This window comes from Cellulomonas humilata (assembly GCF_030814415.1).
Lineage (GTDB): Bacteria > Actinomycetota > Actinomycetes > Actinomycetales > Cellulomonadaceae > Cellulomonas > Cellulomonas humilata_A.
Genome location: NZ_JAUSVB010000005.1, coordinates 19,882 through 37,444 on the forward strand (window position 1 = coordinate 19,882; position 17,563 = coordinate 37,444).

Genomic DNA, 17,563 nt, shown 5'->3' on the forward strand with positions numbered 1-17,563 from the left:
CGACCTCCGAGAGGCCCTGCTGTGACCACCGGTGTCATCGTCCTGATCGTCATCGCCGTGATCGTCGTGATCGCCCTCATCTGGGCCGTCACCACGTACAACGGCTTCGTCCGGCTGCGGAACCTGGTCCAGGAGGCGTGGCGGCAGATCGACGTCGAGCTGCACCGCCGCCACGACCTGATCCCGAACCTCGTCGAGACGGTCAAGGGCTACGCGGCCCACGAGCGCGGCGTGTTCGACGAGGTCGCCCGCGCCCGTGCCGCTGCCGCCGGACCGGCCTCCGGCCCGGCCGAGCAGGCCGTCCAGGAGAACCAGCTCACGCAGGCGCTCGGTCGGCTGTTCGCCGTGGCGGAGGCCTACCCCGTGCTGCGGGCCAGCGAGAACTTCCAGCAGCTGCAGGCCGAGCTGACCAACACCGAGGACCGCATCGCGGCGGGCCGCCGGTTCTACAACGCGAACGTCCGCGAGCTGAACACGAAGGTCGAGTCGTTCCCGCCGAACATCATCGCCGGCATGTTCCACTTCGAGCGGGCCGAGTACTTCGAGGTCGAGGAGCCGAGCGTCCGAGCCGCTCCTGAGGTGAGCTTCTAGACCCGACCGATCAGGTCCTGCACGGAGTCGAGGATCTCGGTCGGGCGGAACGGGAAGCTCTCCACGTCGGCCAGCCGCGTGGACCCGGACAGGACCAGGAACGTCCGCAGCCCGGCCTCGATGCCGGCGACGACGTCGGTGTCCATCCGGTCGCCGACCATGACGGTGGTCTCCGAGTGGGCGTCGATCCGGTTGAGCGCGGAGCGGATCATCATCGGGTTGGGCTTGCCGACGAAGTAGGGCTGACGGCCGGTGGCGGCGCTGATCATCGCGGCGACCGCACCGGTGGCCGGCAGGTCACCGTCGGCCGACGGCCCGGTGACGTCCGGGTTGGTGGCGATGAACCGGGCGCCGCCCTGGATCAGGCGGATGGCCTGCGTGATCGCCTCGAAGGAGTACGTGCGCGTCTCGCCGAGGACCACGAAGTCCGGCTGCGCGGCGGTCAGCGTGTAGCCGGCCTCGTACAACGCTGTGGTCAGCCCGGCCTCGCCGATGACGTAGGCGGAGCCGTTCGGCATCTGGTCGACGAGGAACTGCGCGGTGGCGAGCGCGGAGGTCCAGATGGCGTCCTCGGGGACGTCGATCCCGGACGCGGCCAGGCGTGCGCGCAGGTCCCGTGTGGTGAAGATCGAGTTGTTGGTCAGGATGAGGAACGGGCGGTCACCGTCGCGGAGCGCCTTGACGAACTCCGCGGCTCCGGGCAGGGCGGTTCCCTCGTGCACGAGGACACCGTCCATGTCGGACAGCCACGAGCGGATCTCGCGGGGGCCGTGGTGCGTCACGCGCCGAACGCCTTGCGCTCGACCTCGTCGCGCTCGGCCTGGTCGTCGTAGCGCGTGTCGCGCTCCTCGGGCTCGGCTCCCTTGCGGCGGGCGCGCAGGAGCTCGATGCCGATGGGGATCACCGAGAGGCCGACCACGACGATCAGCAGGATCTCGATGTTCTCCTTGATGAACGTGAAGTTGCCCAGCCAGTAGCCGAGCAGGGTCACGCCGACCGCCCAGAGCAGCGCACCGATCACGTTGTAGCTGACGAAGTAGCGGTACCGCATCCCGCCGACGCCGGCGGCGACGGGGGCGTAGGTGCGCACGATGGGCACGAACCTGGCGACGACGATCGTGCGGCCGCCGTACTTGTCGAAGTACGCGTAGGTCTGGTCGATGTACTTCTTCTTGAAGAAGCGCGAGTCCGGCTTGTTGAACACCTTGGGCCCGACGGTGCGGCCGATGAGGTAGCCGGTCTGGTCGCCGAGGAACGCGGCGGCGAAGAGGACCAGGCAGAGCACCCAGATATTGATGTCGAGCGAGTCCTGCGCCACGAGCGCCCCGGCGGTGAACAGCAGCGAGTCGCCGGGGAGGATCGGGAACAGCAGGCCGGTCTCGACGAAGATGACGAGCGCGATCCCGATGAGCGCGGCGGTGCCGAACGACTCGATCAGGTAGTCGGCGTTGAGGAAGTCGGGCCCGAGGGCAGCAACAGGTCCGGCGGCCGTGAGGGCGGTCGTCATCAGCATGCGACCAGAGTACGGGGCCGTCGGTGGGCAGCCCGTGGCCGGGTTGTGCGGAGCGTGTGCGCCGCCGTGCTGAACAATGGCACCGTGCGGGCCACCGTGAAGGATGTCGCTGCCCGGGCAGGGGTGTCGCCCAAGACCGTCTCCAACGTCATCCACGGGGTCGTGTTCGTGCGTCCGGAGACCCGTGAGCGGGTGGAGCGCGCGCTGGCCGAGCTCGACTACGTGCCCAACCTCGGCGCGCGCGGGCTGCGCAACGGGCGGTACGGGCTCATCGCCCTGGCGCTGCCCGACCTGTCGACGGCGTACTCGGCCGAGCTGGCGCACCACTTCGTCGAGGAGGCGCACGCGCGCGGCTGGTCGGTGCAGATCGAGGAGACGGCTGCCGAGCCAGGACGCGAGCGGGACCTGCTGTCCCGCGCACGGTCGCACCTGGTCGACGGGCTCGTGCTCAACCCCGTCTCCCTCGCGGACTCCGTCGTGCCCGTGGTCCGCGGGCCGCTGCCGCCGACGGTGCTCATCGGCGAGGTCGTCCAGGACCGGGCCGACCACGTGGGCGTGGACAGCGTGCTGGCCTCGCGGGACGTCACGGAGCACCTGCTGGCGACGGGCCGGCGACGCATCGCCGCGCTGGGCACACCACCGGCGGGCGTGGAGACCGCGGCGGCGCGGCAGCGCACCGAGGGGTACCGGGCGGCCCTCGCGGTGGCGGGGGTGGCGCACGACCCGGACCTCGAGATCCCCGTGCGGCACTGGACGACGGAGCAGGCGGTCGACGCGACCCGCGCCCACCTGGCGCGGCACGCCGCCCCTGATGCGTTCGTCTGCTTCACCGACTCGATGGCGCTCGGGGTTCTGAGCGTGCTGTGGGAGCGCGGGCTGCGGGTCCCTGACGACGTCGCGGTGGCGGGGTTCGACGACGTCGCCGCCGCCCGGTACGCGGTGCCTCCGCTGACCACGGTGGCCTTCGATCTGCGGACCTACGCGGTGGCCGCTCTGGAGCTGCTCAGCGGGCGGATCGCCGACCCCGACCGGCCTCTGCGGCAGCTGGTGCATCCCCACCGGGTCGTCGTACGCGCCAGCACCGGCTGACGTCGCCGCTGGTCAGAGCGGGTGTGACACGGGTGAGCGCGTCTATGTTGCCTGTCCGTTCCAACGATGTAATGATGCGAACCGGACACGGCGACGACGCCGGACCTGGCTACCGACGACGACGTCGGACGCGTCTCACGAAGGAGTGAGGGCATGGCACTGCACCACTTCGCGCACCGGCGCACCGCCGGCGACGCAGTCCTCCCACCCGGTCAGGGCCTCACCCGGCGCCAGATGCTGATCGGGTCCCTCGCCACCGTCGGAGGCGTCGCCGCAGCCTCCTCGCTCGCCGGCTGCGCTCCGTCGGCGTCGGCGAGCGGCCTGCACGAGCTCGCCTACTGGCACCTGCTCAGCGGCGGAGACGGCATCAACATGGCCGGCCTCGTCGACAAGGTGAACGCCCTCGACCACGGGTACGAGGCGACCCAGACCGTGCTGGCCTGGGGCGCGCCGTACTACACCAAGCTGGCGATGGCGAGCGTCGGCGGGCGGTCGCCCGACGTCGCGATCATGCACGCGTCACGCGTGGCGGGCTACGCGCCCGGCGGGCTGCTGGACCCGTGGGACCTGGACCTGCTGGCCGAGCTCGGCGTCGCGGAGTCGGACTTCCTCGAACGCGTCTGGGCCAAGGGCGGGCTGGACGGCAAGCAGTACTCGATCGCCCTCGACTCGCACCCGTTCATCATGATGTACAACCTCGACGTGGCCGATCAGGCCGGCGTCCTCGGCCCGGACGGCCAGCTGGCCCCGATCGACAGCCCCGACCAGTTCCTCGAGGTCGCCCGCGCGATGCAGGCGGTGACCGGCAAGCACGGCCTGTCCTACGGGTACCTGGGCGACGGCGCCCAGATGTGGCGGCTGTTCTACACGCTCTACAAGCAGCACGACGCCGACTTCGACCTGTCCGGACTGACCGCGAAGGTCGACGACGCCGCCGCCGTGGAGTCGCTCGAGTTCATCCAGCAGCTCCTCGACGGCACCATCTGCACGCCCAGCGGCGACTACGGCACGGCGGTCTCGGAGTTCATGTCCGGCGAGAGCGGGATGTTCTTCACCGGCGTGTGGGAGCTGCCGACCGCCAAGAGCTCCGGTCTCGCGTTCGACGCGCAGCCGATCCCGACGCTGTTCGGCACGCCGGCCGCGTACGCCGACTCGCACGCGTTCACGCTGCCGCACCAGTCGAGCCCCGACCCGGAGCAACGGCGGGCGAGCTACCAGTTCGTCGCCGACCTCCTGCAGAACTCGCTCGGCTGGGCCGAGGCCGGGCACATCCCCGGCTACCAGCCGGTGGTGCAGAGCGCCGAGTACCAGGCGCTCGTCCCGCAGGCGCACTACGCGGCCGCCGCGGAGATCCTCAACTACGACCCGGAGGCGTGGTTCACCGGGTCCGGAAGCGACTTCCAGAACTACTTCCTGGAGACCGTCCAGAGCGTCTACCTGGACGGCGCCGACCCGGCAGAGGGCTTCGCCGCCTTCGTCCGCCGCGTGAACGTGCAGCTCGCCAAGCCCAACCCGGTGTGACCCGAAGGAGTTGACCGTGTCCTCTGCAGCTCTCGACGCCTCGGCCACCGGCGCGCCGCCGCGCACCACGACGGCCGAGGAGGTCCGGCGCGGCGAACGTGAACGCCGCGCCCGCGACAACCGCATCGGCTGGGCCTTCGTCGCCCCGTTCGTCATCGTCTTCGTGATGTTCCTCATCTGGCCGCTGGTGCACGGCTTCTACCTCAGCTTCACCGGGGAGAGCATCACCGGTGCCGGTGGCGAGCTCATCGGCTTCGACAACTACGCCGAGGCGCTGCGCGACCCGATCATGTGGCGCTCCCTGCTCAACACCCTGTGGTTCACGGTTCTGTCGACCGTGCCGCTGGTGGTCGTCGCGCTGATCCTGGCGCTGCTGGTGCACCAGGGACTGCCCGGGCAGTGGCTGTGGCGGCTGTCGTTCTTCATGCCGTTCCTGCTGGCCTCGACCGTCGCTGCGCAGTTCTGGATCTGGATGTACAACCCGCAGCTCGGCCTCGTGAACTACGTGCTCGGGGCGGTGGGCGTCGAGCAGATCGCCTGGCTGCAGGACCCACAGTGGGCGATGCTCGCGGTGGTCATCATGACGCTGTGGTGGACCGTCGGGTTCAACTTCCTGCTGTACCTGACGGCCCTGCAGAACATCCCCGAGCAGCAGTACGAGGCGTCCGCGCTGGACGGCGCCGGCCGGTGGCGGCAGCTGCGGTCGATCACGGTCCCGCAGCTGGGCCCGACCACCGTGCTCATCGTGATCCTGCAGGTCCTGGCCTCGCTGAAGGTCTTCGACCAGATCTACATCATGACGCAGGGCGGACCCGGGGGCGTGACCCGACCGGTCGTCCAGTACGTCTTCGAGGTGGGCTTCACGGGCTACCGGTTCGGGTACGCGTCGTCGATCGCCTACATCTTCTTCGCCATCATCGTGATCATCTCGGTCGGCCAGATGCGGCTGACGACGAGGAGGAGTGCCTGATGACCACCACGGTTGCTCCCCAGCCCAACGCCGCCGCACCGGGCCCCGTCCACAAGCAGCGCGGGCGGTTCGCCGACAAGGCGGGCCTGCGCATCGGTGAGAGGTTCGCCAGCCCAGGTCGCATCGGCGCGATCGTCGCGCTCGTCATCCTCGCCGTGTTCTGGCTCCTGCCGTTCCTGTGGGCGGTCGCGACGTCCTTCAAGACGGAGACGTCCGCCGCCGCGACACCGGTCTCCTGGCTGCCGCCCGACGGCTTCACCACCGAGGCCTACGCCAACGTGCTGCGCGAGGGGAACATCCCGCTCTGGACGTGGAACAGCCTGATCACCGCCACGGCGATCACGCTCATCACGCTCGCTGTGACCGCGCTCGCGGCCTACGCGTTCTCGCGGCTCGACTTCACCGGCCGGCGCTGGCTGTTCTGGGCGATCATCGCGTCGATCATCATCCCGCCGCAGGTGCTCATCGTCCCGCTGTTCTACGAGATGCTCACGCTCAACCTCGTCGACACCTACTGGGCCGTGATCCTGCCTCAGGTGGTGCACCCGGCCATGGTGTTCATCCTGAAGAAGTTCTTCGACCAGATCCCGGTCGAGCTCGAGGACGCGGCGCGCATCGACGGCGCCGGCCGCCTGCGGGTGTTCTGGTCGATCGTGCTGCCGCTGTCGCGGCCGATCATGGCGGCCGTCGCGATCTTCGTGTTCATCGCGGCGTGGAACAACTTCCTGTGGCCGTTCATCGCCACGAGCGACGCGTCCCTGATGACCCTGCCGGTCGGCCTGCAGACGGTGAAGAGCGCCTACGGCCTGCAGTACGCGCAGGTCATGGCGTCGGCCGTGCTCGCCGCGCTCCCGCTGGTCGTCGTCTTCCTGTTCTTCCAGCGCCAGATCATCAAGGGCTTCGCCACCACCGGTTTCGGCGGCCAGTAGCACGCACGCAGCACCAGCCTCGGAGGAGATCCATGTCCCGCGCACGCGTCACGCTCGACCGCGACTTCGTCGTCGGGGAGGTACCCCGGCGGATCTTCGGGTCGTTCGTCGAGCACATGGGCCGGTGCGTCTACACCGGCATCTACGAGCCCGGCCACCCGACGGCCGACGACCAGGGCTTCCGTCGTGACGTCCTCGACCTGGTCAAGGAGCTCGGGGCGACGGTCATCCGGTACCCCGGGGGCAACTTCGTCTCCGGGTACGCCTGGGAGGACGGCGTCGGCCCCGACCGGCCCCGGCGGCTGGACGGTGCCTGGCACACGGTCGAGACCAACGCGTTCGGGCTGCACGAGTTCGTCGACTGGGCGCGCGTGGCCGATGTCGAGGTCATGGAGGCCGTCAACCTGGGCACCCGGGGCGTCGAGGAGGCGCGCGCGCTGGTCGAGTACGCCAACCACCCCGGCGGCACCGAGCTGTCCGACCGGCGGCGCAAGAACGGTCACGAGGACCCGTTCGACATCCGGCTGTGGTGCCTGGGCAACGAGATGGACGGCCCGTGGCAGATGGGCGCCAAGACCGCCGACGAGTACGGCCGGCTTGCCCAGGAGGCCGCCAAGGCGATGCGGCTGGTGGACCCGCGGATCGAGCTGGTCGCGTGCGGCTCCTCCAACTCGGGGATGCCGACGTTCGGCGCGTGGGAGCAGACGGTTCTCGGGCACGCCTATGACCAGGTCGACTACGTCTCGCTGCACGCCTACTACCAGGAGCACGACGGCGACCACGCGAGCTTCCTGGCCAGCGCGGTCGACATGGACTACTTCATCGAGTCGGTGGTCGCCACGGCCGACGCCGTCCGCGCGAAGGGCAAGCACAAGAAGCACATCGATCTCTCGTTCGACGAGTGGAACGTCTGGTACGCCACCGGCAAGGACACCGAGGACCAGCCGCACGTCATCGAGAAGGCCGGCGCGTGGCGCGAGCACCCGCGGATCATCGAGGACGAGTACTCGGTCACCGACGCGGTCGTCGTCGGCACGTTCCTCAACTCGCTGCTGCGGCACGGCGACCGCGTGAAGATCGCCAACCAGGCCCAGCTGGTCAACGTCATCGCCCCCATCCGCTCGGAGGAGGGCGGCCCCGCGTGGCGGCAGTCGATCTTCTGGCCGTTCGCGCGGACTGCGGCGCTGGCCCGCGGGGTCATCCTGCGGACCGCCGTCACCTCGGACCGGTACGACAGCGCGAAGTTCGACGCGGTGGACCTGGTCGACGTCTCCGCCACCTGGGACGAGGAGCACGGCCGCGTCGCGCTCTTCCTGGCGCACCGCGGTCTCGACGAGGACGCGGAGGTCACGGTCGACGTGCGCGGCTGGACGGCGGGGCAGGTCAGGCGTGCCGAGGTGCTGACCGTGCCCGAGGGCGGCGACCGGCACACCACCAACGCGCAGGACGCCCAGGACCGGGTCGGCCTCCGCCCGCTCGACGGGGTGCGGGCCGACGGCGGCACCGTGAGCCTGCGGCTGCCGCCGCTGTGCTGGGCGGTGGTGGAGCTGGAGGTCACTCCGGCCTGAGGACGCCGTTACCGTGGCGCCGTGGACGAGGAGCGCGCGGAGGTCGGGGTCGGGCCGTGGGAGGGCGAGTGGCCGTCTGACGCCCGCTTCGACCCCGGGCTGCTGGCCGAGGGGGACCGTCGCAACGTCGTCGACCGCTACCGGTACTGGACGGTCGAGGCGATCGTCGCCGACCTCGACACCCGTCGGCACCCGTTCCACGTGGCGATCGAGAACTGGGCGCACGACATGAACATCGGCTCGGTCGTCCGCACCGCCAACGCGTTCCTGGCCGCCGAGGTGCACATCGTCGGCAACCGCCGCTGGAACCGTCGCGGCGCCATGGTCACCGACCGCTACCAGCACGTCCGGCACCACCCGACGGTCGAGGACCTGGTCTCCTGGGCGGCCGAGCACGACCTCCCGGTGCTGGGCGTCGACAACCTGCCCGGCTCCGTCGCCCTGGAGGGCTACCCGATCCCGCGCGCGTGCGTGCTGTTGTTCGGCCAGGAGTCCGTCGGGCTGTCCGACGCGGCCCGCGACGCCGCCGTCGACGTCCTGCACATCGCCCAGTTCGGCTCGACCCGCTCGATCAACGCGGGCGCCGCGGCCGCGATCGCCATGCACGCCTGGATCGCCCGGCACGCACCGGGAGCTGTCCAGGGGTAGAACGTCCCGGGCGTCGGGTCATGCGGGCGTGCCAGAATCGATGCGATACCCCCTCCCCTCTACGCGCAGGAGATGCTGCAGATGGCCATCGCCACCCCCGAGGTCTACGCCGAGATGATCGACCGGGCGAAGGCGGGCAAGTTCGCCTACCCGGCCGTGAACGTCACGTCGTCCCAGAGCGTCACCGCCGCACTGCAGGGCTTCGCCGAGGCGGAGTCCGATGGCATCATCCAGGTGTCCGTCGGCGGCGCCGAGTACGCGGCCGGCTCGACCGTCAAGGACCGCATCGCCGGTTCGCTGGCCCTCGCGGCGTACGCGGCCGAGGTGGCCAAGGGCTACCCGATCACCGTCGCCCTGCACACCGACCACTGCGCCAAGCAGAACCTCGACTCCTGGGTGCGGCCGCTGCTCGCGCTCGAGATCGAGCAGGTCAAGGCCGGCAAGCTCCCCACGTTCCAGTCGCACATGTGGGACGGCTCGTCCGTGCCGCTCGACGAGAACCTGATCATCGCCGAGGAGCTCCTGGAGCTCTCCGTCGCTGCCCGCACGATCCTCGAGATCGAGGTCGGCGTCGTCGGTGGTGAGGAGGACGGCCACACGGCCGAGATCAACGACAAGCTGTACACGACCGTCGAGGACGGCCTGGCCACGGTCAAGGCGCTCGGTGCGGGCGAGAAGGGCCGCTACCTGACGGCCCTCACGTTCGGCAACGTGCACGGCGTCTACAAGCCGGGTGCGGTCAAGCTGCGTCCGTCGATCCTCGCGGAGATCCAGAAGGCCGTCGGCGACGCCATCGGCAAGGAGAACCCGTTCGACCTGGTGTTCCACGGTGGCTCCGGTTCGACCGAGGCCGAGATCGCCGAGGCCGTCGACAACGGTGTCATCAAGATGAACATCGACACGGACACGCAGTACGCGTTCAGCCGTCCGGTGGCGGACCACTTCTTCCGCAACTACGACGGCGTGCTCAAGGTGGACGGCGAGGTGGGCAACAAGAAGGCCTACGACCCGCGCGCCTGGGGCAAGCTCGCCGAGGCCGGCATGGCGAAGCGCCTCGTCGAGGCCGCGCAGCAGCTCCGCTCGGCCGGGCACACGCTCGGCGCCTGACGTCCGAGCACAGGAAAGGCCCCCGGTCACCCGGGGGCCTTTCCTGTGTGTCAGCTCGTGCTGTCCCCGACCGGTTGGAACTCGGACTCGTCCCCCTCGACGACGTCCAGGAGCTCACCGATCCGGGTGACCTCGAGCAGGAACCGCACGGTGGGCGGTACCCGCAGGAGCCGGACGCGGTGCTGGGACCGGATGGACAGGCGGGCCAGGAACGCGACACCGGACGAGTCCATGAACGTCACATGGTGGGCGTCCACCTCGATGGGCAGCCCCACCTGCTCGGCCTCCGCCGTCGCCTCCTGCAGCTCGGGGCCGAGGTCGGCGTCGACCTCGCCCGAGAGCACGATGCGAGTGGCGTCGGTCCCCACGATGACCTGCACAGCCCCCGGCTCACCGACGATCCCTGCACCCTGGTCGGCCTGCGAGACGTCCGCAGGCCCGTCGGGGATCGTGCTGTTACCGTCGCGCACGGCGCTCCTTTCAGGTTCTTCGGCAGGCCCGCGCCGCTTCTCGACGACTTGCCTGTTCGGAACGCTAGACGATGGGAGGTGGTGGTGGTCAACTCCCACGCCTCCCCCCTTCCCGATCGGGCCCTGGCCGAGGTCCGCGACCGTGCCCTGAAGTCCACTTCCGTGCCGATGGCGCTGCTGGATGCGACGACGACGAACCTGCCCGTGATCTGGGTGAACGACGCGTTCGAGCGGGTCACCGGCTACGGCGTGGAGGAGGCGCAGCTCCGACAGGCGGCGGTGCTGGCGGACTCAGCGCTGCAGCCGCCCGACCTGCTCCGGTTGCTCGACGAGCTCCGCGCCGGGCGGGAGATCGCCCACACGATCGTCCTGCGACGTGCCGACGGCACCCAGCTCGCCTGCCGCGTGCACCTGTCCCCGGTCCACGCCGGCGGTGACGGTCCCCTGACCCACTGGGTCGCCGCGCTCCAGGACCTGACCGAACAGCTGTCGCACGACGCCGAGCAGGCGGCGATGGTGGAGACGGAACGCCGCGAGCGGCGCAGCCTCGGGCTCATCGCGCAGGTCTCGGACCTCCTCATGGACGTCGACGACCCGCACGCGCTGCGCGAGATCGCGGCGATCCTGCGGCGGGCGGTCGTCGGCTGGGCCGCGTTCTACCTCAACGACGGTGGGCTGCGGGTGGCCGACGGGATCGACGCGGGGCGCCCGCCCACCGGCAAGGGCTCGCGCCACGGGGAGGGGCCGACGGTGCGGGACGTGGGGCCGGACGCCGTCCAGCAGCTCCTCGACGCCGAGATCGACCGGCCGGTGGAGCTGGCGCTCGGCGGCTCGTACGGGCTCGGGAGCGCGTCGGCGTGGCTGGCCCAGCAGGCCGAGACCGAGCTGGGCCTGGCCGACACGGCTGAGAGCCGCTCGGTCCTCGTCTTCCCGCTGCCCGGTCGCCGCCGGGTCCTCGGGGTGCTCGTCGTGCACGCGCACGACGGCCACGGCCTGCACGGCCTGGAGCCGTCCGTGCGCACCGTCCTGGACCTCACGGCCCGCCGTGTCGGGCTGGTCATCGACAACGCACGCCTCTACGACCGCGAGCACCGGCTGGCCGAGACCCTCCAGCGGGCGATGCTCCCCGAGCAGGCCGAGGTCGACGGCCTCGACGTGTGGACGTACTACGCGCCGAACTCGGAGAACGCCCAGGTGGGCGGCGACTGGTACGACGTGCTCCAGGTCAGCCCGGACGTCGTCGGCGTGGTCATCGGGGACGTCGTCGGCCACGACGTCGAGGCTGCGGCGTCGATGGGTCAGCTGCGCTCGGTGGTCCGCTCCTACATCTTCGACATCACGACGCCCGGCCCGGTGCTGGAGCGGGTCGACCAGCTCGTCGCCGGCATGCGGGTGCCGCGCCCGGCCGGTCTGGTCCTGTCGACCCTGACGCGCTCCGAGGACCGTTGGCGGCTGGAGTACTCGCGCGCGGGTCACCTGCCGGCGCTGCTCGTCCGGGCGGGGCGCGTCACCCCGCTCGACGCGGCCGGGGGACCGCTGATCGGCTTCGGCGGCGTGCCCCGGAGCACGGGTGCGGTCGACCTCGACGCCGGTGACGTCGTCGTCTACTACACGGACGGTCTCATCGAGCGGCGCGACCGTGGCCTGCGCGACGGGCTCGCCGCGCTGTCGGCCGTGGCCGCCGGTGTCACAGCGCGCGACGCGGCGGGCGTCGGCGAGGAGCTGCTGTCGCGGCTCGCGGACCACCCCGAGGACGACGTCGCCGTCGTGGTCGTGCGGGTGCCATCGCCGCTGGACACCTCCGGGCGCACCCGCAGCCCCCGCCGGCGGCGCTGGTCGCTGCCCAGCGAGGCGGCCTCGATCGGGCGCGCGCGGCACGCGGTGGTGCGGACCTGTCAGGCGTGGGGGATCGAGGACGCGGCGAACGCGGAGCTGGTCGTCTCCGAGCTCGTCGCGAACGCCGTGCTGCACGGGTTCGGGCACGTCTCGTTGCAGCTCTACGACACCGGGGACGGCCTGCGCATCGAGGTCGAGGACGCCAACCCGGCGCCGCCGGTCACCACGGACGGGCATCCCGGGCGCGTGGGGGGCTTCGGCATGCAGATCGTGGAACGGCTCGCGGACTGGGGCTGGCGGCAGTCCCGCGGCGGCAAGCTGGTCTGGGCGAAGGTGCGACCGGGGTCGCTGCCCGCCGGCAGCCGCTAGGCCGGGGCGGAGGCCCCGTCGGGACGGCGGAAGTCCGACGGCTCGACGCCCGACTCGCACCGGTGGTCCGTGTCGATGCGGAACAGGTCGAGGGCACCGCAGATCTCGATGACGAACAGGTCCCGCGGGTCCGCCCCGCGCAGGACCGTCGCGCCGCCACGCTTGCGGCCGGCGTCCGCCAGCGAGATGAGGAACGCCGCACCGGTCGAGTCCATGAAGGTCACGCGGCACATGTCGATGACCACGAGCTGGCGGCGCAGCCCCACGACGCGCGCGGCGATCTCGGGGAACTGGTCACGCTCGGCGAGGTCCAGGTCGCCGGCGACGGTCAGCGTCGTCGTCGTCGCGGACGTCGAGATCTCGATCATGGGCACCCTGTCTGGAGGGGGGGAGGTGCGCACCGAACAAGGGTCCAGGTCGGCGGGACGACTGTAGTCGCGCTCCCAGCGGGTCGCACGCGGTAGGGGACACTGTGACGATGAGCCACGAGAACCTGCTGGACGGTCCCGCCCCGACCCTGCTGCCCGCCGACGGCCCCGACGCCGACGCCCGTGCCGCGCTCATCAGCGGCTCCTCCCCGCGCGAGGCCGTCGCCGCGGCACCGGCGGCATCGATCCTGTGGGCCCTGCTGGCCGAGAACGCCCTCGCGGACGACGGCGACCCCGTGGCTGCCTACGCGTACGCGCGCACCGGCTACCACCGGGGTCTCGACGCGCTGCGCCGTGCGGGCTGGCACGGCCGCGGCCCGATCCCCGCGGACCACGCACCCAACGAGGGGTTCCTGCGGTCGCTGCTCGCGCTCGCAGAGGCCGCGGAGGCCATCGGCGAGTCCGAGGAGGCGACGCGGTGCGAGACGTTCCTCGCCGACAGCGGCACCTCCGTCAGCGAGGTCGCGAACCTGCGGTGACATGACCATCTCTTGACGATCCGGTAGCCTCTGTGGGTACTGGGTCACTGCCGCCCGGTGCACGGCCCCGGCACACCTCCAGCACCCGGGTCCGCACCGTAGGCAGCATGGGAGTGGTGATCTGGATGCCGGCCGTCGTGGTGCTCGGAGCTCAGTGGGGCGACGAGGGCAAGGGCAAGGCCACCGACCAGCTCGGTGCACGGACGGACTACGTCGTGAAGTTCAACGGCGGGAACAACGCGGGCCACACGGTCGTGATCGGCGGCGAGAAGTACGCCCTCCACCTGCTGCCCTCGGGGATCCTGTCGCCCGGCGTCGTCCCGGTCATCGGCAACGGCGTCGTCGTGGACATCGAGGTGCTGTTCGAGGAGATCGACGCGCTCGAGGCCCGCGGCGTGGACACCTCCGCGCTCAAGGTCTCGTCGGCCGCCCACGTGATCGCCCCGTACAACCGCACGCTCGACAAGGTCACCGAGCGGTTCCTGGGCAAGCGCCGCATCGGCACCACCGGTCGCGGCATCGGCCCCGCGTACTCCGACAAGATCAACCGCGTCGGCATCCGCATCCAGGACCTCTTCGACGAGAAGATCCTGCGGGAGAAGGTCGAGGGTGCCCTCGACCAGAAGAACCACCTGCTGGTGAAGGTCTACAACCGGCGCGCGATCACCGTCGACGAGACGGTCGACGACCTGCTGCGCCACGCCGACCGCCTGCACCCCCTGGTCGCCGACACCCCGCTGCTGCTGAACACCGCGCTCGACGAGGGCAAGACGCTCGTCTTCGAGGCCGGCCAGGCCACCATGCTCGACGTCGACCACGGCACCTACCCGTTCGTCACGTCCTCGTCGGCCACGGCCGGCGGCGCGTGCACCGGCTCGGGCGTGGGGCCGACGAGGATCGACCGAGTCGTCGCCGTCGCCAAGGCGTACACCACCCGCGTGGGCGAGGGCCCGTTCCCCACAGAGCTGCTCGACGACGACGGTGAGTGGCTGCGGCAGACCGGCGGCGAGTTCGGCACCACCACCGGCCGCCCGCGCCGCACCGGCTGGTACGACGCCGTCGTGGTCCGCTACGCCAGCCGCGTCAACGGGCTCACGGACCTGGTGGTCACCAAGCTCGACGTGCTGACCGGCCGGGACAAGATCCCCGTCGCCATCGCGTACGACGTCAAGGGTCGCCGGTTCGACGAGATGCCGTACGACCAGTCGGACTTCCACCACGCGACGCCGGTCTACGAGTACCTCGACGGGTGGTCCGAGGACATCTCGGGAGCCCGCGAGTTCGACGACCTGCCGGCCGCCGCGCAGCGCTACCTGCTGCGGCTCGAGGAGATCTCGGGCGCCCGCATCTCCTCGATCGGCGTCGGTCCCGGCCGCGAGGCCACGATCGTCCGGCACGAGCTGCTCAGCTGACGTCTCCCGCGACGCGGGCGTGCAGGTGCATGTCGTGCCAGCCGTCCGCGTGCAGGGCGTCGCCGCGCTTGGTGCCCTCCAGGCGGAAGCCGGCGCGGGTGGCCACCCGGCACGACGCGGGGTTGTCGACGGAGTGGTCGACCTCGATCCGGTGCAGGCCGAGCGTCTCGAACGCCCAGGTGCTCACGGCGGTCAGGGCGGCGGTCGCGGTGCCGCGTCCGCGCGCCTGGGGCAGCACCCAGTAGGAGATGTCCGAGCGCCCGTCGCCGTGGTCGAGCGACCGCAGGCTGATCTGGCCGACGACCGCGCCGTCGCGCACCAGGGCCCAGCCGGCGCCGGTCTCGCCGTGCCACCGGCCGGCCCAGGACGTCACCCACGCGGTGGCCTCGTCGAGGTTCATGGACCGCGTGTGCCACCGCCGGATGTCGGAGTCCTCGTAGGCGGTGACCACCACGGCGGCGTCGTCGACGTGCCAGGGGCGAAGGCGGAGACCGTCGGCGTCGAGCACCGGCTGGGTCAGGTCGCGCTGGGTTCCGGGGGTGATCGCGGGCGTTGTCAGCCGGGGCACGCGGCCAGTTCTACCGCGCTCCGGCGGTCGCCGTCAGCACGGTCTCGTCCACGGGCGCCGGCGGCAGCTCCAGCTCGGCCACCATGCGCTGCCGGACGACCGCGACCGGGTAGGCCACCCCGGCCACGCAGACCGCCGTCGCGCCCAGGAAGACCGCGGACAGGCCCCACTGCTCCGCGACGAGGCCACCGAGCAGCGCGCCGACGGGCATGAGCCCGTAGGCGAGGGTCCGGCTGGCACCGCCCACGCGACCGAGCATCCCGGGCGCGACCATCCGCTGCCGCATCGACTGCGAGATCACGTTGCCGGTGGTGTTGAGGAACCCGACCACGAACAGGCCCGACGCGATGGCGGGCACGGTGGGCGCGAGCACAGGGACCAGCATCAGGAGGGACTGCAGCATCCAGGAGGTCAGCAGCAGCGGGACCTCGGGGATGCGTCGGCCGAGCGGCTCGGCGGCGATCGAGCCGAGCACCGCGCCGACCGCCAGGACCGCGATGACCAGCGGGTACTGCGCGGGCTCGAGGCCGACGCGCGACCCGGGGCCCACCATCCAGAGCACGAACACGGCGAAGTAGCCGGTGCTGGCCATGTTCATCACGCTGCCGGCCACGAGCAGCGGCCGGAGCACCGGGTGCCGGACCAGGAAGCCGACGCCCTCGCGGATCTCGGCGGTCGCCGAGCGCCTCTGCGGCGCGGCGTGCTTGTACGACCCGGGGATCCGGGTGGCGATGAGGACCAGCGCGAGCACGCCGAGCCCCGCCGGGACGCCGAGCACCCAGCCGGCGCCGAGCGCGAGCAGGGCGCCGGCGACCGGCCCGCCGACGAACGCGGACATCACCTGCTGCGCCGCGAGCGTCCGCCCGTTCGCGGCCTCGAGGCGGGAGCGCGGCACCAGGTCCGGCACCAGCGCCGAGCCGGCGAGGTCGACGAACACGTCGGTCACCCCGTAGAGCAGCACGATCACGGTCAGCGCCGGCATCGTCATGCGCCCGGAGGCGACCATCCAGACTGCGACCCCGAGCAGGGCCGCGCGGGCGGCGAGCCCGACCACCTGGGTGTACTTACGGTCGCGTCGGTCGACGACCACCCCGGCGGCGAGCCCGCACACCAGCCACGGGAGCCACGCCGCTGCGGTGAGCTGGGCGATCTGGCTGGGGGATCGCGTGAGCGTCAGGGCGTACAGGGGGACGCCGGTCTGCACGATGCCGTCGCCGAGGTTCGCCATCCCGGTGGCCGTGAGGTGCGCGGCGAACCGACGGCCGAGGGGTTCCCGCGTGGCGACCTGCTCGCTCATGGGTGTGCTCCCGGTAGGATTGAAGAGGAAACTCTGCAAAGACAACTCTGCAAAGGTATCTCTGCGAATGAGCGAGAGCAACCCCCTTCCTTTCCGGGCCCGTGCCATCGGGCCGGAGGAGCTCAAGGCGTTGGCGCACCCCCTGCGGATGGCGATGTACGACTACCTGTCCGAGCACGGGGCGGCCACGGCCAGCCAGCTCGGCCGGCACCTGGGCGAGAGCAGCGGGCAGACCAGCTACCACCTGCGCCAGCTGGAGAAGCACGGCTTCGTCGAGGACGACCCGGCGCACGAGCGCGGTCGGGACCGGTGGTGGCGCGCGGTCGGGTACAGCCTCGACGGCCGGGACATGCTCCGTGACCCCCGGACCGCGGACGCCGCCAAGGCGCTGCTGCAGGGGGTCGTCGCCGAGCGCGCCCAGGTGCTCCAGCGGTGGCTGTCCATGGGGGACACCCCGGAGTGGGAGGGCGCGTCGCTCAACGACCGGACGACGGCCGACCTGACCCTCGAGGAGCTGCAGCAGGTCGTGCTCGCGGTGCAGGAGGTCGTCGACGACGCCGTCAAGGCGGCCAAGGCGCGCAAGGCTGCCGGCGAGACCGAGGGCCGGCGACGGGTGCGGATCTACGTCGACGCACTCCCGCTGCCGCGCGACGATGGCGCCTGAGTTGTGCAGATCGAAAGAAACGCGGATGTTTCCGGCCTGAGGTGATGGAATCGGTGGACGAAGAGGTCCACGGTGGAAGGACTGGATCCTTTCCCGGAGGTCGT

General features: G+C 71.2%; 18 protein-coding genes. 12 read left to right on the top strand and 6 right to left on the bottom strand.

Going from position 1 to position 17,563, the window contains the following annotated elements; all coding sequences use genetic code 11:
• The first annotated feature begins 21 nt into the window (after window positions 1-21).
• A complete protein-coding gene (locus J2X26_RS16380) occupies window positions 22-591 on the top strand; it encodes a LemA family protein (RefSeq protein ID WP_307493780.1) in 570 nt (189 codons plus the stop codon).
• Here the strand turns inward: J2X26_RS16380 and J2X26_RS16385 are convergent.
• Window positions 588-1,328, bottom strand: coding sequence for an HAD-IIA family hydrolase (locus J2X26_RS16385; RefSeq protein WP_307494146.1), 741 nt, complete (start codon window positions 1,326-1,328; stop codon window positions 588-590). The two genes, J2X26_RS16380 and J2X26_RS16385, sit on opposite strands and share 4 nt — an antisense overlap.
• A gap of 41 nt (window positions 1,329-1,369) precedes the next feature.
• Window positions 1,370-2,104: a VTT domain-containing protein gene (locus tag J2X26_RS16390; protein ID WP_307493781.1), complete on the bottom strand. Its 735-nt coding sequence runs from the start codon at window positions 2,102-2,104 to the stop codon at window positions 1,370-1,372.
• A gap of 84 nt (window positions 2,105-2,188) precedes the next feature.
• Between J2X26_RS16390 and J2X26_RS16395 the strand changes: the two genes are divergently transcribed.
• The 7 genes from J2X26_RS16395 to fbaA all read left to right on the top strand — a co-directional run bounded on the left by J2X26_RS16395 (window position 2,189) and on the right by fbaA (window position 9,936).
• On the top strand, window positions 2,189-3,193 hold the full coding sequence (locus J2X26_RS16395) for a LacI family DNA-binding transcriptional regulator (protein WP_307493782.1): 1,005 nt from the start codon (window positions 2,189-2,191) through the stop codon (window positions 3,191-3,193).
• 153 nt (window positions 3,194-3,346) lie between these two features.
• A complete protein-coding gene (locus J2X26_RS16400) occupies window positions 3,347-4,714 on the top strand; it encodes an extracellular solute-binding protein (RefSeq protein WP_439897866.1) in 1,368 nt (455 codons plus the stop codon).
• 124 nt (window positions 4,715-4,838) lie between these two features.
• Entirely contained in the window at window positions 4,839-5,684 is an 846-nt protein-coding gene (locus J2X26_RS16405) for a carbohydrate ABC transporter permease (RefSeq protein WP_307494148.1), read from the top strand.
• On the top strand, window positions 5,684-6,613 hold the full coding sequence (locus J2X26_RS16410; protein ID WP_307493783.1) for a carbohydrate ABC transporter permease: 930 nt from the start codon (window positions 5,684-5,686) through the stop codon (window positions 6,611-6,613). Before J2X26_RS16405 ends, J2X26_RS16410 begins: the two co-directional genes overlap by 1 nt.
• A gap of 32 nt (window positions 6,614-6,645) precedes the next feature.
• On the top strand, window positions 6,646-8,181 hold the full coding sequence (arfA, locus tag J2X26_RS16415) for an arabinosylfuranosidase ArfA (RefSeq protein WP_307493784.1): 1,536 nt from the start codon (window positions 6,646-6,648) through the stop codon (window positions 8,179-8,181).
• Between the two features lie 21 nt (window positions 8,182-8,202).
• Window positions 8,203-8,829, top strand: a complete 627-nt coding sequence (locus tag J2X26_RS16420; RefSeq protein WP_307493785.1) for a TrmH family RNA methyltransferase — start codon at window positions 8,203-8,205, stop codon at window positions 8,827-8,829.
• Between the two features lie 81 nt (window positions 8,830-8,910).
• A complete protein-coding gene (fbaA, locus tag J2X26_RS16425; RefSeq protein ID WP_055920451.1) occupies window positions 8,911-9,936 on the top strand; it encodes a class II fructose-bisphosphate aldolase in 1,026 nt (341 codons plus the stop codon).
• Window positions 9,937-9,986: 50 nt separating this feature from the next.
• Here fbaA and J2X26_RS16430 read toward each other — a convergent pair whose 3' ends face one another.
• Window positions 9,987-10,406 (bottom strand): STAS domain-containing protein, encoded by a 420-nt coding sequence (locus J2X26_RS16430; RefSeq protein ID WP_307493786.1) that lies wholly within the window; start codon window positions 10,404-10,406, stop codon window positions 9,987-9,989.
• Window positions 10,407-10,574: 168 nt separating this feature from the next.
• Here J2X26_RS16430 and J2X26_RS16435 point away from each other — a divergent pair, with 168 nt between their 5' ends.
• On the top strand, window positions 10,575-12,611 hold the full coding sequence (locus J2X26_RS16435; protein WP_368671708.1) for an ATP-binding SpoIIE family protein phosphatase: 2,037 nt from the start codon (window positions 10,575-10,577) through the stop codon (window positions 12,609-12,611).
• Here J2X26_RS16435 and J2X26_RS16440 read toward each other — a convergent pair.
• Complete coding sequence (locus J2X26_RS16440; RefSeq protein WP_307493787.1) at window positions 12,608-12,979, bottom strand: STAS domain-containing protein; 372 nt, start codon at window positions 12,977-12,979, stop codon at window positions 12,608-12,610. The two genes, J2X26_RS16435 and J2X26_RS16440, sit on opposite strands and share 4 nt — an antisense overlap.
• A 110-nt stretch (window positions 12,980-13,089) precedes the next feature.
• Here J2X26_RS16440 and J2X26_RS16445 point away from each other — a divergent pair, with 110 nt between their 5' ends.
• Complete coding sequence (locus J2X26_RS16445) at window positions 13,090-13,518, top strand: DUF3151 domain-containing protein (protein ID WP_307493788.1); 429 nt, start codon at window positions 13,090-13,092, stop codon at window positions 13,516-13,518.
• Window positions 13,519-13,643: 125 nt separating this feature from the next.
• On the top strand, window positions 13,644-14,930 hold the full coding sequence (locus J2X26_RS16450) for an adenylosuccinate synthase (protein WP_307494150.1): 1,287 nt from the start codon (window positions 13,644-13,646) through the stop codon (window positions 14,928-14,930).
• On the opposite strand, the gene J2X26_RS16455 is transcribed toward J2X26_RS16450, so the two are convergent.
• A complete protein-coding gene (locus J2X26_RS16455) occupies window positions 14,923-15,498 on the bottom strand; it encodes a GNAT family N-acetyltransferase (RefSeq protein WP_307493789.1) in 576 nt (191 codons plus the stop codon). The two genes, J2X26_RS16450 and J2X26_RS16455, sit on opposite strands and share 8 nt — an antisense overlap.
• Before the next feature lie 10 nt (window positions 15,499-15,508).
• The gene (locus J2X26_RS16460) at window positions 15,509-16,795 is read right to left on the bottom strand and encodes an MFS transporter (protein WP_307493790.1); all 1,287 of its coding nucleotides are present in this window, start codon (window positions 16,793-16,795) and stop codon (window positions 15,509-15,511) included.
• 67 nt (window positions 16,796-16,862) lie between these two features.
• Between J2X26_RS16460 and J2X26_RS16465 the strand changes: the two genes are divergently transcribed.
• Window positions 16,863-17,459, top strand: coding sequence for a helix-turn-helix domain-containing protein (locus tag J2X26_RS16465; RefSeq protein WP_307493791.1), 597 nt, complete (start codon window positions 16,863-16,865; stop codon window positions 17,457-17,459).
• Window positions 17,460-17,563 lie beyond the last annotated feature (104 nt).